This is a genomic window from Lysinibacillus sp. K60 (genome assembly GCF_019731275.1).
Classification (GTDB): Bacteria; Bacillota; Bacilli; order Bacillales_A; family Planococcaceae; genus Lysinibacillus; species Lysinibacillus capsici.
Genome location: NZ_JAASJR010000006.1, coordinates 220476 through 235937 on the forward strand (window position 1 = coordinate 220476; position 15462 = coordinate 235937).

General features: G+C 37.1%; 20 protein-coding genes. 8 read left to right on the forward strand and 12 right to left on the reverse strand.

The genetic code is table 11. The features are described 5' to 3' along the window. Positions 1-40 precede the first annotated feature (40 nt). Together HCH28_RS15140 and HCH28_RS15145 are read left to right on the forward strand one after the other, a co-directional pair. On the forward strand, positions 41-508 hold the full coding sequence (locus HCH28_RS15140) for a GNAT family N-acetyltransferase (protein ID WP_221681715.1): 468 nt from the start codon (positions 41-43) through the stop codon (positions 506-508). Next, positions 495-1838, forward strand: coding sequence for an MATE family efflux transporter (locus HCH28_RS15145; protein ID WP_221681718.1), 1344 nt, complete (start codon positions 495-497; stop codon positions 1836-1838). The genes HCH28_RS15140 and HCH28_RS15145 overlap by 14 nt, the downstream gene beginning before the upstream one ends. 42 nt (positions 1839-1880) lie before the next feature. Here the strand turns inward: HCH28_RS15145 and HCH28_RS15150 are convergent, their stop codons facing one another. From HCH28_RS15150 to HCH28_RS15160, 3 genes are all read right to left on the reverse strand, one after another. Continuing rightward, positions 1881-2912 carry a S66 family peptidase gene (locus HCH28_RS15150; RefSeq protein ID WP_221681719.1) on the reverse strand — a complete coding sequence of 344 codons (1032 nt, stop codon included), beginning with the start codon at positions 2910-2912 and terminating at the stop codon, positions 1881-1883. A gap of 210 nt (positions 2913-3122) precedes the next feature. Continuing rightward, a complete protein-coding gene (locus HCH28_RS15155; RefSeq protein WP_221681721.1) occupies positions 3123-3656 on the reverse strand; it encodes a GNAT family N-acetyltransferase in 534 nt (177 codons plus the stop codon). Between the two features lie 65 nt (positions 3657-3721). Beyond that, on the reverse strand, positions 3722-4774 hold the full coding sequence (locus HCH28_RS15160) for an AI-2E family transporter (protein ID WP_009370575.1): 1053 nt from the start codon (positions 4772-4774) through the stop codon (positions 3722-3724). Between the two features lie 422 nt (positions 4775-5196). On the opposite strand from HCH28_RS15160, the gene HCH28_RS15165 reads away from it, so the two are divergent. Beyond that, positions 5197-5586, forward strand: coding sequence for a RidA family protein (locus HCH28_RS15165; protein ID WP_221681723.1), 390 nt, complete (start codon positions 5197-5199; stop codon positions 5584-5586). A gap of 89 nt (positions 5587-5675) precedes the next feature. Here HCH28_RS15165 and HCH28_RS15170 read toward each other — a convergent pair whose 3' ends face one another. Continuing rightward, entirely contained in the window at positions 5676-6257 is a 582-nt protein-coding gene (locus tag HCH28_RS15170; protein ID WP_221681725.1) for a TetR/AcrR family transcriptional regulator, read from the reverse strand. A gap of 248 nt (positions 6258-6505) precedes the next feature. Between HCH28_RS15170 and HCH28_RS15175 the strand changes: the two genes are divergently transcribed. Next, the gene (locus tag HCH28_RS15175; protein WP_221681727.1) at positions 6506-7711 is read left to right on the forward strand and encodes an MFS transporter; all 1206 of its coding nucleotides are present in this window, start codon (positions 6506-6508) and stop codon (positions 7709-7711) included. Positions 7712-7734: 23 nt separating this feature from the next. Next, entirely contained in the window at positions 7735-8808 is a 1074-nt protein-coding gene (locus HCH28_RS15180; protein WP_221681729.1) for an LLM class flavin-dependent oxidoreductase, read from the forward strand. A 224-nt stretch (positions 8809-9032) separates the two neighbouring features. On the opposite strand, the gene HCH28_RS15185 is transcribed toward HCH28_RS15180, so the two are convergent. The 5 genes from HCH28_RS15185 to HCH28_RS15205 form a co-directional block, all read right to left on the reverse strand. Continuing rightward, positions 9033-9971 carry a ring-cleaving dioxygenase gene (locus tag HCH28_RS15185; protein WP_221681731.1) on the reverse strand — a complete coding sequence of 313 codons (939 nt, stop codon included), beginning with the start codon at positions 9969-9971 and terminating at the stop codon, positions 9033-9035. Between the two features lie 75 nt (positions 9972-10046). After that, positions 10047-10640, reverse strand: a complete 594-nt coding sequence (locus tag HCH28_RS15190) for an NADPH-dependent FMN reductase (protein ID WP_004231581.1) — start codon at positions 10638-10640, stop codon at positions 10047-10049. A 137-nt stretch (positions 10641-10777) separates the two neighbouring features. Further along, complete coding sequence (locus HCH28_RS15195) at positions 10778-11122, reverse strand: YunG family protein (RefSeq protein WP_221681733.1); 345 nt, start codon at positions 11120-11122, stop codon at positions 10778-10780. Between the two features lie 142 nt (positions 11123-11264). Further along, the gene (locus HCH28_RS15200) at positions 11265-11669 is read right to left on the reverse strand and encodes a GNAT family N-acetyltransferase (RefSeq protein WP_255601483.1); all 405 of its coding nucleotides are present in this window, start codon (positions 11667-11669) and stop codon (positions 11265-11267) included. Between the two features lie 9 nt (positions 11670-11678). Beyond that, positions 11679-12098, reverse strand: a complete 420-nt coding sequence (locus HCH28_RS15205) for an Lrp/AsnC family transcriptional regulator (protein ID WP_221681735.1) — start codon at positions 12096-12098, stop codon at positions 11679-11681. Between the two features lie 110 nt (positions 12099-12208). Here HCH28_RS15205 and HCH28_RS15210 point away from each other — a divergent pair, with 110 nt between their 5' ends. Continuing rightward, positions 12209-12613 carry a carboxymuconolactone decarboxylase family protein gene (locus HCH28_RS15210; RefSeq protein ID WP_221681736.1) on the forward strand — a complete coding sequence of 135 codons (405 nt, stop codon included), beginning with the start codon at positions 12209-12211 and terminating at the stop codon, positions 12611-12613. Between the two features lie 40 nt (positions 12614-12653). On the opposite strand, the gene HCH28_RS15215 is transcribed toward HCH28_RS15210, so the two are convergent. Together HCH28_RS15215 and HCH28_RS15220 are read right to left on the reverse strand one after the other, a co-directional pair. Next, positions 12654-13073 (reverse strand): Rrf2 family transcriptional regulator, encoded by a 420-nt coding sequence (locus tag HCH28_RS15215; RefSeq protein ID WP_221681738.1) that lies wholly within the window; start codon positions 13071-13073, stop codon positions 12654-12656. 103 nt (positions 13074-13176) lie between these two features. After that, the gene (locus HCH28_RS15220; RefSeq protein WP_221681740.1) at positions 13177-13695 is read right to left on the reverse strand and encodes a cupin domain-containing protein; all 519 of its coding nucleotides are present in this window, start codon (positions 13693-13695) and stop codon (positions 13177-13179) included. 117 nt (positions 13696-13812) lie between these two features. Here HCH28_RS15220 and HCH28_RS25090 point away from each other — a divergent pair, with 117 nt between their 5' ends. Further along, a complete protein-coding gene (locus tag HCH28_RS25090; protein ID WP_312129458.1) occupies positions 13813-13917 on the forward strand; it encodes a sugar kinase in 105 nt (34 codons plus the stop codon). Beyond that, complete coding sequence (locus tag HCH28_RS15225; protein ID WP_255601489.1) at positions 13890-14213, forward strand: SMI1/KNR4 family protein; 324 nt, start codon at positions 13890-13892, stop codon at positions 14211-14213. Before HCH28_RS25090 ends, HCH28_RS15225 begins: the two co-directional genes overlap by 28 nt. Positions 14214-14299: 86 nt before the next feature. On the opposite strand, the gene HCH28_RS15230 is transcribed toward HCH28_RS15225, so the two are convergent. Then, positions 14300-15421 carry a serine hydrolase gene (locus tag HCH28_RS15230; protein ID WP_103118968.1) on the reverse strand — a complete coding sequence of 374 codons (1122 nt, stop codon included), beginning with the start codon at positions 15419-15421 and terminating at the stop codon, positions 14300-14302. Positions 15422-15462 lie beyond the last annotated feature (41 nt).

A 15462-nucleotide genomic window follows, 5' to 3' on the forward strand; every position in this document is an offset into this window, starting at 1 on the left:
TTGTACCTATTCAAAATAAAAATAGAAAGGTTTTGACATTATGTTCACGGAGATTCGTGACATTACAGCTTTTAACAAGAAAGAAATTTTAGCATTACGCATCGCTGACAATCAGCAACATTTTATTGAATCTACAGACCAATGCTTAGCAGAGGCGGAAATGGATCGACGCTTTACGCCTTTAGGTCTGTATAAAGATAACACCGCTATAGGCTTCGCTATGTACGGCTTATTCCCTCATGATGATTACAGTCAACGAGTATGGCTTGATCGCTATCTAATTGCAGAACAATACCAAGGACAAGGTTTGGGAAAACATTTTTTACAGCAACTTATTCAATATTTAACAGTAAAGTTCAACTGTCTTCAGATATATTTAAGTGTTTATGACAATAACGCTGTAGCTATCCAGCTGTATAGACAATTCGGTTTTATATTTAATGGTGAGCTAGATGATAAAGGCGAAAAAGTAATGGTTTTGGAGGTGCATCGTTATGACAACCATTAATCCAATTGAAACAAAGCCACTGAAACCATTATTTTTATCATACTTATTCCCTGCAATGATCGGGATGCTTTTAATGTCCGTCAATATATTGGTAGATGGCATTTTCGTTAGTCATGGCGTGGGACCTACAGCTTTAGCTGGAGTTAATATAGCTGTTCCTATTTTCTCTATTTTGCTTTCTATTTCTCTATGGATTGGCATGGGAGGAGCTACTCTTTTCTCCATTTCTCTTGGGGAGAGCAATAAGCAACGTGCTCATCAACTATTTACACTGTCGTTCTCTACAATGCTAGTGGTTGTCATCACGATAATTGGATTCCTCGCGTTAAATCTAAAGGATATTTCTTATATATTTGGGGCAAGCGATGATACGTATCCTTTTGTACAGGAGTATTTACATGTAATTTTGCTCTTTGGGGTGTTTTACACAATTGAAAATCTTTTAAGTATTTTTATTCGAAATGATGGCAATCCAAAGTTAGCTATGTTGGGCTTAATTACAACGTCGGTTTTGAATATAGTCTTAAATTATGTTTTCATCTTCGTACTAGACTATGGTGTGACTGGCTGTGCCTTAGCGACAGCAATAGCTACAATTATAGGAACATCCGTGCTATGTCTTCATTTTTTCCGTCCTCAATCTGAGTTAAAATTTGTCACTTCATTTTTAAATCTATCAGATTTTAAAAAAATTTTTGCTATAGGTTTACCTAGCTTTATCGTTGAAGCTTCCGTTGCAGTTATCGTTATTTTGTATAACGTTACATTTTTACATTATTCAGGTGCGAATGGCGTTACTGCCTATGCAATGGTCAATTACATCCATACTGTCTTGCTGACTATTTTCCTTGGCGTCGGTATGGCTCTACAACCGTTAGTTAGCTATCACCACGGGGCAAGATTATTAGAAAGATTAACAGCTTTATTAAAAATCGGTTTAGCTACCGCATTTATTTTAGGATTAACCACAGCTCTTATAGCTCTTCTTTTCCCTTCTCAATTAATGGCGTTATTCGGAGATAGCTCATTTGAAATTCGTAGTATGGCAGCACAGGGCTTTGTGCATTTCGCCATTGGCTATGTATTTTTAGGGATCAACATGGTGTTCGCAGAATTCTTTCAATCCATTGAAAAAATCCGTATTGCCACGACAATTATGTTACTACGTAGTATTATTTTATTTATCCCTACTCTCATCATACTACCCAAGGTACTTGGCTCGCAGGCTATTTGGTGGACCTTCCCAGTAGCAGAAGGAATTACAACCTTTCTTATTTACTTGTTCATTAGGAAAAATCCAAGAACCCTTTCATCTCCTGACCATGCTTAAATAAGAGGGGACCTCATCAAGGTCCCCTTTTAATATGTTTGCCTAAGAAAATTGCATTTTTAGCGTACCTCTTCCTTCTTCTACGATTACTTCCCCAACCGCTCCATTCACTAGAATTAATTGAGGGGGCACATGTCCAATATCTACTTCATAGAAAACTGGTATTTCCATCTCGTCAAAAATATCTCGTAATGCATCCATCAATGTAAAGTCCCCTAGATTTTCATATAGTCCTGCTCGCCCGATTAGAACACCATTACATTTATTAAACCAACCATTATACTTTAATTGCCACAAAGCTCGGTAGATTTTTGCTGCATCCATACCAACACTTTCTAAATACCATATTGTTCCTTCCTCAGAGCAATATTCATTAATAAAGGATTGAACGTAATCGAAGGGCGTACCTATAAGAATTTGCAATGTATTTAAACAGCCACCTATCAACCTACCTGTCATACGATTACTACGCTCTTGGTTTAGAACTTTCCACTCGGTTTCACTGTCAAAATAAAATCCTGTAGCAGGATTTTTATAGACTTGCTGCCAGCTCGATTGAAAATAGTGAGAAGAGCTTTGAGTTATTGAATGACCAGACTTACATGTAATTACGTCTATCCATTTAGAAGAAAGTTCATCCCATTGAGGTGCAGATAATTCAGTAAAATTCACACCATGTGCGGATGCGTACCCCGTCATGGTTGTGTATACAAAAGATAAAGTACTAATATCTGAATACCCTAATATCCATTTGGGTCCCGCTTTTTTTAATTCGTCCCAATCGATTAGAGGTAATAACTCCATTAAAAAACTGCCTCCCCACGGTGGCATGACGACATCTATACGCTCATCTAATAAATAGTCCATAAGTTCAGATACTCGCTTTTCTTTTGTTGTACTTCTACCTTTAAGCTGCGTCCAGGTAGTATTTCCAATAATAACTTTCATGCCTCTTTGTATTAATTGTTTTTCAGCTTCTGTTATTAATAGATGAAGATGCTGTTCGACTCCACTAGAGGGTGCTGTCACACCAACCGTAAGAGGCGTTTTTAAAGTAGGATATTGTATTTTCATTTACCATCTCTCCTTTATGCCTGCAAAAAATAATTGTTTTACAACAACAAAGACGATTTTGGGTCTCTTAATTAGTTTTGCTGCATCAGATTTAGAATGCATTTTAACTTTCAACACTATTTTTTCCCTTCATACAGACAAAGAAATTTTTACCAATTATACTTGTATTCAGAAAAAAAACCAACACAAAAATCTGTGCTGGTTAAATTTCTACTTTTTAATTTTCATATACTCATCACGCAACAAACTCATAATGATTTCATCAGAAAATGTATTATTCATAAACAAGGCCTGTCTCAAAACACCTTCTTTTTTAAAGCCGACCTTTTCATAGGATTTAATTGCTCTACTATTGTGTGAATATACCTGTAATTCTAAGCGATTCAGATTTAGCTCCTCAAATGTAAATCTTTGAGCAAGCCTAACTGCTTCTGAACCCATACCTCTGCCACAATTCTCTATATTATGTAAAGCTATACGGAACACTGCCTTTTTATTATCTAAATCAACTTCCATAATCGCCAAATCGCCCATTACCTGATCATTATCAACTAAACAAATAGCAAAATCATAGCGAGAAGAATCTGCTTTAAAGCGTTTGATCGCCTCTTTGATTTGTTCCTTTGTTAAAATGCTCCGTGTTCCTGTCATATACATGATTTCTTCATTTTGAAAACATCTTATAATACTATCACTATCATCTTCACGTATTTCTCTTAAATAGACCTGTTGACCTTTTATCAATATAAACACCTCTTGTGCATTAAATAAGGAATCATCATGTATATAGATGATTCCTTTGTTTGGAACTATTCCATTTGTTTTTCAGTGTGTACCTTCACCGATTTCTTCGCAGGGTCTTCCGAGGAGTTTACACCTAGAATATCAAGCAGGAACATAAATAGTGGAATACCTATGATTAGTCCCCATACACCCAGGAAATGCTCAGAAAAGAGAATGACCATAAACGTATAGAAAATCGGTAAATCTGTTTTGGCAGACATAAGCTTTGGATTTAAGAAGTAAGCTTCAATGGCATGTAAAACCATGACAATAACTAAAATATAGACGATGTACATCAAGCCACCGATGCTATATGCGATAATACTTAATGGTATTAATGAGATGATAACGCCTGCGACTGGAACTAAGCCTAAAATAAAGAGCATAATCCCAAGGGCAATCAAATGTGGGAAGCCCATAATAGAAAGGGCAATGACGGATAACACACAGTTAACAGCAGCAATAATAAATTGTGCTTCAATTACTTTACCAAATGAGCGGATGAATATTCTTGAGAAATAATGAAGCTCATCGTAAAGCGGCCCAATTTTACTATCCTTAAACTTAGCTGTAAACTCAATAATACGATTCTTTTCTAACAAGATGAATAAACTCAAAATTAGAGAAATCAATATTTGCATAATGATTTTACCAATATTCGTAATATTTTTAAGAGTTAAATCCACACCTTGCTCTAAATATTTCCCGAGCTCTATCTTCTCAAAAGTCGGTGCTAAGTATCTCGCAATCTCATTGTCATCTGGATCGAGATTAAAACTTGCAATGAGGTCGAAAAGCTGTGTGATCTGCTGGGTCACAATCGGTAAATATTTGTAAATAACAGCTACAATACCCGCAACAAGTAAAAGGTATAATGTTACCGTCACAGCTTTTTCATTCATCGGCGCATATTTTCTTATGCTTTTCGTTGTCTTCGTAGTAAGCTGGTTCATCAAATAAGTAATAATAAACGTAAGTAAAATTAGATTGATCATACTACGCATTAAATATAATGCAAGAGCAATCCCAACTAGAATAATAAAACGCTTAAATCCATTACTCCGAAAGAAATTATTCATTTATTCACTCCTTCTACAAAACGGCCTCGCTGCCTCTGCTACCTAGGGCTACACTATAAAATTGATTTATAACAATACGCATCATTCTTATGTAAAAATTTCCCTCTCATTTAATGAGTATAGCCATCTACCTTCAAAATAAGACGAAATGTATGTTTCTTTTAGAAGTGTCTGTATAAAACCTAAGGCGGGGTTGAAGTGAATTGTATGTCTTGTCAAATTAAAAAGTCGATACTCTTATCCTTTGTGAAAGCTTTACCAGCGTATTAGCCAAAATTCTATAAATCTATTATAACCCTTTAAACCTGCATATCCAATTTGTATGTTCTTTTATAATGGTATTTGTATAGAACTTTTATCAACTATTACTTTATGCTATTTTGTTTAGAGATATAAATTAAACAGAGACAAGGACTGATTCTATGAAAATAGCGAGAAACCCTCAGAACATTCATCCACCCGTTGCTCCTTATGTACATCAAATTGAGGTGACAGGACCTCAGAGATGGTTAACATTATCTGGACAAATCGGCATGTTAACTGATGGATCTATACCTGAAGATGCGATAGCTCAATTGAAGATAGCACTTGAAAATATTAAAAGAAATCTAGATAGTGCCGATATGGAGGTTCAAGATATTACAAAGCTCGTCTTTTATTTAGTGGGGGATATGGATGCTATTCAACGAAAGGAAATTATCAGTGACTTCTTGGGGAAACATCTTCCATGCACAACATTAATGTATGTCGTTGCACTCGCTACGCCAGATTTAAAGGTTGAGATTGACGCATGGGCTTGTAAGGAATTATAAATTCATCCTATGTTTTATAAACTAAATTTGTGCATTTTTTTCTTATTTTTTCAATACCCCTTTAGCACTGCTAAAGGGGTATTGCCTTATTATTTAAGTAATGTCAGCGTCGTTGCAATGGCGTTATCAACAAACGAGCGTTGTGGCTGCGATTTCAGCATAACTGTTAACCCTATTAACGCAACAATTAATGCTTGCGCTAAAGACTTTGCATCCGTGTTAGCCTCTAATTCTCCTGATTGAATTCCCCGTTCAATTGTCTCCTGAAAAATTACTGATAGATAGAGTTGATGCTCTCTCGTCAAAATCTCAAACTTCTCATCATGTGGAGCTAATTCAACCATTGTATTGATACAAAAACAGCCATTACTAAGATCTTTTGTATATTCAGCAGTAATCACATCTTCAAAAAATATAGAAAACGCCTGTTTTACAGAGGCATTGCTTTGAAGTTTAGTCCGTATTTCGGATGCGCGAGATGTCGTATATCTACGAAGTGCCGCTTCAAATAGCTCCTTTTTATCCCCAAACGTTGAATAAATACTAGGACGCTGAATCCCCATTCTAGCAGTAAGATCACTTAAAGAAGTCGCTTCATATCCCTTCTCCCAAAATAATTGCATTGCTGCCTCTAACACTTTTGCCTCATCAAATTCCCGAGTTCTTGCCATTATAGATACACCCCATTAGGAAGAAATAGTAAGTTAATCATTAAATTTTTACGATACTAAACAGTATGTAATTATTTTATATCTGGCTTTTTTTATTGTCAATTTCATTTCATCAACCGAATTAAAAAGAAAATATATACCAAATAAATATTGACAAATCCAATGTAGTTAAGATATATTTACCAATAATTATTTTGTACCGAACGGTATGTTATAATTACAACTCAATTAGAAAGGGAGGTTACAGTGTGAACAATGCAAATGATGATGCAATTCATATAAATCAATCATCTTCTATATCCCGAGCTGTAACATTATTATTCGCTACAGCCTGCGGAATGTCTGTCGCCAATATTTATTTTGCTCAGCCGCTGCTAGATGAATTATCGAATGATTTTGCTATTGATCAATCAATTATTGGTTTGATTATTACTGTCACACAAATTTTCTATGGGCTAGGCTTACTTCTTCTAGTTCCACTTGGAGATTTACTAAACCAACGCCGCTTGATTATTGGACAAATGCTATTGTCCTCTGTTGCTTTGCTTCTAGTCGGTACTGCCTCCTATGTTGTAGTGCTATTTGCGGGTATGGCCTTAGTTGGTCTACTTGCAGTCGTGACTCAAACCCTTGTTGCGTTCGCTGCAACTATGGCTTCCTCTACAGAACGTGGTCGTGTCGTAGGCATTGTTACAAGTGGCATTGTCATTGGCATACTACTTGCTCGTACCTTTGCTGGGTTAGTAACAGATCTTGCAGGGTGGCGTTCTGTCTATCTAGCCTCCGCCGCTTTCATGCTTCTAATGGTTGGTATGTTTATAAAAGTTTTACCAGGGGGCGGGCGTGAAGTAAAATCACTCACCTATTCTCAGCTAATTCAATCCGTGTTCACGCTGTTTATTCAAGAGCGAACATTACGTATCCGCTCTATTCTAGCCATGCTAATTTTCGCTGATTTTAGTATTTTGTGGACGCCCCTTGTTCTACCACTTAGTTCACCACCATTGGCTCTATCACACACTGTAATTGGCGCTTTTGGTCTTGTAGGTGTGGCAGGGGCATTAGCTGCTGCACAAGCGGGCAAACTTGCTGACCAAGGCTATGGACAAAGAACGACAGGTATTGCTTTAACGCTTTTACTTATCTCCTGGATATTTATTAATTATTTAGATAAGTCATTCTTGGCATTAATTATTGGCATTGTGTTACTTGACTTGGCAGTACAGGCAGTACATGTCACGAACCAGACGATGATTCTCCCATTACGTATAGAAGCACGAAGTCGACTGACCGCAGGCTATATGGTGTTCTATTCTATTGGTAGTGCTAGCGGTTCAATCGCTTCAACTCAGATGTATGCACATTTTGGTTGGGGAGGGGTTTGCTTACTCGGAGCCTCTATTAGTACGGTTGCTCTTCTTTTTTGGGCAATAACCAAACGATTTACTAAATAAAATTAGACTTGGAGAGATAACAAATGGAAATAGGAATTACTTCTTTCGTAGAAACAAAACCAGATGTTCACAGTGGTGAAGTAATTAGTCATGCACAGCGTTTACGTGAAGTAGTAGAAGAAATTATTCTTGCAGATCAAGTAGGATTGGATGTCTTTGGCATTGGTGAGCATCATCGAGCAGACTATGCTGCATCTTCGCCAGCAATGGTGCTATCTGCTGCTGCTTCTCAAACAAAAAACATTCGACTCACAAGTGCTGTAACTGTCCTTTCTTCGGCAGATCCTGTGCGTGTCTTTCAGGATTTTGCCACATTGGATGGACTATCAAATGGACGTGCAGAGATCATGGCAGGTCGTGGTTCCTTTATCGAATCCTTCCCCTTATTTGGCTACGATTTACATGATTATGATGAACTTTTTGAGGAACATTTAGACTTACTACTTAGCATTCGGCAGTCTGAGAAAGTAAATTGGGAAGGGAGACATCGACCAGCAATCAATCATTTAGGTGTGTATCCTAGACCAGTTCAAAAGAATCTCCCAATCTGGGTAGCTAGTGGAGGAAATCAACAATCTGCAGTTCGCGCTGGGCTTTTAGGTTTACCTCTAATGTTAGCAATTATCGGCGGCAGCCCAATGCAATTTGCCCCGATTGTTCAGTTATATAAAAAGGCAGCACTTCATGCAGGTCATGATTTATCAAAACTTCAGGTAGGTACTCATTCAATAGGTTTTGTTGGACCCAGTAGTGAATGGGCAGCGGACACATTTTTCCCATCAACAATGGCTGGTATGAATAAATTAGGCAAGGAAAGAGGCTGGCCCTATTATGACCGTTCTAGTTATGATGCTGCACGAAGCTTTGAAGGAGCACTTTATGTCGGTGATCCAGATACTGTTGCTAAAAAAATTATTCACCTATGCAAGCACGTAGGAATTACACGATTTATGCTGTACGTGCCTTTAAGTACCATGCCACATGATCAAGTAATGCAAGCTATCGAACTACTAGGTAAAGAGGTTGCTCCTCGTGTACGTGAAGAAGTGGCTAAATGGGAGGCAGAAATGGAACAAGAAGCACATCCGCTTCTTTAAAGTCTTTTGTGTGTAAAAGCGAAGTAAATTTGTATTATTTAGATGGTATTGATAATAAAAAAAGCGAAAATGTTATTAACTCAACATTTTCGCTTGATTAAATTCTATTCGTACAAGTTCGCTATCTGTAACAGGCAAGGAGCAGCTGTTTCATTTATCTGCTCTACAAGTTTCTCACTCTGAATTACTTTTAGGATTAATCGAAATAAAGCGACTTCCTCCCTTTAATCCAGTTCACGTACATTAATAGGAATTAATGTTCTTTCCAATTGTTCACGATGCTGCTCATACTGAGGTGGTAACATTAATTGGCTACCCATAGTCTCTGGTGTCTCGTCATGAGCAAATCCAGGAGGATCTGTAGCGATTTCAAATAAAATTTCACCAGGTTCACGGAAATAAATCGCATTAAAATAATTACGATCTTTTACTTCTGTTACATGTTGTCCATGATTCATCACATACTCTTGCCATTCTAAATGATCTGTATTATCTTGAGCTCTCCACGCAATATGATGCACTGTTCCTACACCCATTTGGCCACGTTGACCTGCAACTGTTTTTAAATCCACTGTATTGCCGATCTCTGCACTAGAAGTAAAACGCGTATAGTCACCTTCTGTCCCAACCATTTCAAGACCCATTACTTCTGTTAAAACTTTTGCAGTTTCTTCAGGGTGACTTGAGAATAATGTAGCTCCACCAAATCCTTTGATAGCAACCTCAGGTGTTACTTCACCAAATGACCATTCGTTGAGCCCGCCTTCCGCACGTGCCACGATTTCAATATGCAAACCATGTGGATCATCAAATTGAATGACTTGCTCACCAAAACGTTCAGCTTTTTGGAAAGGAATCGAGTATTTCGCTAAGCGATTAACCCAAAATGGCAGTGCTCCTTCTGGTACAACATACGTTGTAACGCCAACCTGACCATCACCAATACGTCCATGATAAGTATTAGCCCAAGGGAAGAAGGTAATGATTGTTCCTGGTTTCCCACCTTTGTCACCGAAATATAAATGATATGTGCCCGGATCATCAAAGTTTACTGTTTGTTTTACTAAACGTAAGCCTAATACTCCCGCATAAAAATCAATATTCTCTTGCGGATGTCCTACGATCGCTGTGATATGGTGTATACCTGCTGTATGTTTTTTCATGTTAACAAGCCCTTTCATGACTATATTTCTCACCTATACTATGCTCTATTTATACCTACCTCAATCTGTAAAAGCTTAGCGAATTGTATACAACGCTTTAGACCATGGGATCAATTGATCTAACATTTGGTTTACTGAATCTATTTGTACTTCTTTTGGTTTGAATTCTGTGCCATTTTCAAAATCTGTGAATAATGATAGTGCTGGATGAACACGCACATCTGCGATTAAAAGCTCACCCATAATCCCACGTAAATGTTCTGCTGCACGAGCACCGCCTACAGAACCATAAGACACGATCCCAGCTGCTTTGTTATTCCATTCAACACGTAAGTAGTCTAGTGCATTTTTTAATGCACCTGTAATAGAGTGATTGTATTCTTGTACGATGAATACAAAGCCATCTTGTTTAGCAATAATTTCTGACCAACCTTGTGCTCCTGAAGCATCCTGTCCTGGCTCACCTAATAATGGTAATTTATAGTCAGCAATATCAATTACTGTATAATTGGCATCTCCGCGTTGATCTGCAATTTCCTTTACCCACTGTGCTACTTGAGGGCTTACACGTCCCTCACGAGTTGATCCAATAATAATACCGATATTTAATTCTGCCATTGTTTGTTCCTCCTCTTTTTTTGTACGAAATAATTTATTAAAAAACCCCATAATTGTACCTCCTGACGAAGCTAAAGGTTCGAATTCATTTATCTTGAATTTATTTATCTTGAATTCGAAATAATAATAACACGATATTTTTATACACGTCAACAACTTTGTTTTGAAAATTAAAAAGGCAGAGATAATTAATTCTCTGCCTTCCCTAAAAGCTGATAAACTTGTGTTTTTAGATAACGATATTGACTATCATTAGTATCTTGAAAAGCCTCTACCCTATTTGAATCAATATCTTGGTAGTCGATTAGGTATGGAAATTGTTCCTCGGAGAAATCCTTTCTTTCTCCATAAATAATATTATAAAAGTGCCAGCCTTCCTCAAGAAATGTCTTCCTAATTTCTCCGCCAAGAATATCCTGCACAACTAATGAAGTGACGCCACATTGTCCTTTTGCAGGGTTGTCCACACTCCATTTAGAACTTGATTGAATGGACCATGATTTTCTTAAGGCATTTAATACGTCTTTTTCCATGCTATAACTCCTCTCAAATACTTTAAAATGGGACTTCATCTATTTTTATTGGTCTCGACTTCCCTACTACCCAATCATCTTTAATGGCACCATAGACAATACTATCTGTCACGGTACCATCGCCATTTTCCCAAGCATTTCTTCAATACCCTTCCTTCACAAAGCCAGCTTTACTAAAGCATTTTCGCATTCCTATATTATCAACTCTTGTGTAGCCTTCAATACGAATTTTCTTTCTTTCGGCAAACAGATATTCTTGTAGCCAATGAAGTGCTTTGACACCATATCCTTTGCCTCGATAATTTGCATCTAAACGGAGATCAAAAAGGGGGATCGTATCGTCTATATCATGAATAAAGATAACGCCAACTTTTTCTCCATCTTCAAGTATCCAATGTGTTTCACGATTGTTCTGATAGTATCCCTCTGCATATGCGGTGCGAACAGCCTCTTCTTTTATGTATGGATTGGTGTGATACAACCATTTATTTTGCGTCAATAAATGAACTAAATCATTAATTTCTTCTTCAAATAATTTGATTTCCATACATATCTTCTATACGTCCTCACATATATCTGAAAAAATAAAATTAGTTTTTGTATGCGCATATGGTTGTAATGCATCAATAAACTGCTCTACATCAGGAAAAGATTGAAAATGCCCCTTTAATAAAAAACATGATTCACCTGAAATGCGATAACAGAAGTCTATATTTGTATAAACCTTCAGATATTCTTTAAAATCTGCATAGCGGTTATTTTTGATTGTCGCTTCAACAATAGCGTCAATTGGATAACCCAATGCTTTTTTATTAATAGCCAACGTATATCTCTTAATGACCTTCTGTTCCTCTAATTGTCTTATTCTTTCACGAACTGCTGGTGCAGATAAGTGAACCCTTCTTCCTAGCTCGCTCATAGAAATTCGACTATCTTCTTTTAATTCTTTAAGTATCATTTCGTTAATGAAATCCATTTTGTAAATACCCCTTCTTTTTGAAGGAAAACAATCATATTTCCCTTCGAATTGATATATTAACTTCGTTATGAACATTTTACACTAATTAATAGAAGGAGGAATGATTAATGACACTTATTCAATTATATGACAAGGGCTTAACACCCTTTCAACAATTATTAGGCTACAACAAGGGAATTCAGCTGCACTGGCAGCAGTTGGGGGAGGTACTCGAAAAAGACGGGCATCTATCCGCTTCATTAAAAGAAGAGGTTCGAAAAACTTTAGCTCAAAAAAATGGCTGTCAGTATTGTCAGGCTAAAGGGAAGCCCAATCCTCAGCACTATGATGAGAAAACAGCAGTATGTACAGGTTTTGCAGAAGCATTCTTGTCTGCTAAGGGGCACACCGCCCCCAATGTCACGGCTGTATTAAAAGAATATTTAACAGAAGCGGAGATTAGTGAGCTACTAGCATTTATCTGCTTCACAACAGCACAGCAATATTTTGGCGCACTCATGCAATTAAAATAATAAGGAGCTAGGGGCGAAACCCTAGTTCCTATTCCAGCTGCTATCCTTTTAATTCCATTTTATTAGCTATATCTATTATAAATTTCTTACTAAGCTCTTCTTTCATATTATTCTCAGCATCTACCATCACTTGCTCAATGAGACAGCCTTGATGATGGAAGGAATCTTCGTGATCAGAAGAGCAACTAAATAATGAGGTTTGTCCTTCAATCGCATAAATAACCTCTAAAAACGAAATTTCTTGGGAGCGCTTAGAAATGCGGTAACCACCGTTAACACCTGGATTCGACTCAATTAAACCTGCTTTCACTAGCTTTGTTAATATTTTCGATAGATAGGTTGGAGATAATTTTTGTATTTCTGCTAAAGACTCTACACTCATTGATTTCCCTTTAGGATTGCGTGTTAAAAACACCATTGTATGTAAAGCATAGTTTGTTGCTTTTGAATACTTCATCATTCATCACCCTTCATTCAGGACCTTTATTATCTGCAATTAAAACACATTCTATCATAATTCAAGAAAAAAGCATGTTTTGTATGAAAACACGCTTTTATGATCCCTAGTCATGCTGTCCATAACCCGCAAGAGCTTCAGCCTTTGTTACATGTACAGTCCCAAATGGATGATTTGGTGGCGCATAAATCGTGTAAAGCTTCAGGGGTTTATCCCCTGTATTCGTAATATTATGCCATGTTCCTGCTGGTACCATAATAGCCGTATCTTCTGCGACATGTCTCTGATAGTTTAAATAATCTCTAGTTGGCCCCATTTGAGTTAATCCATGCCCCTCCTCAATACAAATGAATTGGTCCACATGTGGGTGTACTTCTAAACCAATATCTTCTCCGACATTAAGACTCATCACCGTTACTTGTAAGTTTGACCCTGTCCACAATGCTGTACGATAATTATTATTGCGCTTTGTAGCCTCTTCAATGTCGATAACAAATGGTGTTGGTCCAAAATCATTCTGGACATTACTTCTTGGCTCTCGTTCTGCCTGATTTGGGTAGGCCCAATAAACAGGTTGATAACCGTAATGATACGATTGATAATTACCGTAATAAGGGTGGTACATTTATCTCAATCCTCTCATACATGATAACGCTATAGTATGCAGTTGAATGAAAGAAGGTACTCACATGTAGTGTGACTTAATTGAGTAATCTTTATATATAGACTGGAGGTAGATACAGTGTATGCTAGATTAACAGAAAAACTTGCAGGCACTCCTGCAATTAAATGGTTTTCTGGACACGTTGTTAAACATGAATGGATTGTAGAAGTGAAGCAGAGTTAGGATTTGAATTACCACCATCCTATTGCTGGTGGTTAAAAAATTATGGCAATGGGCAGCTGACTGGTGGATCTATTCTCTCAATCGGTCCACCAGCATACAGAGACATCAATGATCATGATATTCTCTATATACATCGTCTTAACTTGGCTGACGAGGAGTGGTGTAAACAATTTCCGAATAGATTGGATTTATTTATTCCAGACTCTGACGAATTGTACTTCTTTGATCGTTCGTCTAAAGATGAACACGGCGAATTTCCAGTTATGTGCTATGACTTAATGAATGACATGATCTAAGAATATGCCTCTTCTTTCTCAGAATTTCTTGAAAAACTGATTGATGAGCGTAGTCAATAGTATGAGTTGCCTTATCTATGGGCAACTCACAACTCGGAAAATTCCTCTTTCAAACGCTTACGAAATTTATCATCTGTAAGAAATTTCAATTGAAAACTATTCATACTATTGGAGAGCTTAATCTGCTCCATTGTATTTAAGTTGTTAGCAAAAAAGGCTATCTCTGTTTGATTTCCATCTTTATCTTCCGCATAGGCTGCTAGTGTTAATACAAATGCCGTCGATCCTCCCTTTTGACCTGCATGTTTTAACCATGCTTGATTTCTAGGATTCTGCATCAATTGCTCCAACACGGGATCTAAATATTTATGTACTTCTGCGCTAAAGAAATTTTTACCATTCAATTTTTCTAAAATAGAGATGTAATCACTTGTTGTGGCCCTTATTAAACGATCAGACCATATCTTTTGAAAATCCATATTGAGCATTTTTTGAGCTTTTGTTTTCTCCTCAATTGTTAAAGGATGTTCTATCCAATTCGAATGAATAGCCAATGCACGCTCTCGATATTCAACCATATCCATTTTTCGCAAAGCAGTTAATGTTGCTTTTTTCGTTAAATTTTTTTCCTCCATCAAGTGAATGGGAATATAAAGTGCACTTACAATTGGATACAAAGGTTCATGATCCTCTACATTTAACTGTGTAAGCACATCATTAATTATTTGAAAGTCTAATACATGCATTAAATATTCCGTATTTGCATTGGAGCTATAGGCAATCATGCCATTTGCTACTTCACTTAAAGGTACACTATCTGCACCCTGAAGGTTTAACTGCGCCAACCATGCTTTATGTGCGCCACCATCTGTTTTAGGAATGTAAAATGCCTCTAACTCCTTTAGATTTACTTGCTCTTTAGGATTAATACGGCCATCAGCTGCTTGTTGCGCATAGGCGATGGCTACGATTATTTTAACCGTACTTGCTAACGGTAGCTGTTCCTTGGTGTTTAGCTCCACCCAATGTTGTTGATTATATTGAATGGCTACGGAAATATTTTTATCCTCTTTATGTTCCTTGATAAATTGCACGATATATTCAGGATCGTTCTTCTTGATTTCTTTTTGAAACTTCCAAAAAATAATGCTACATACAAAACCTATACAAACCAAAACACCGCCAATCATCCAATACAACTTTTTCATATTCATCCCTCCCTCACTCAGCTGCTTCTAACAATCATTGC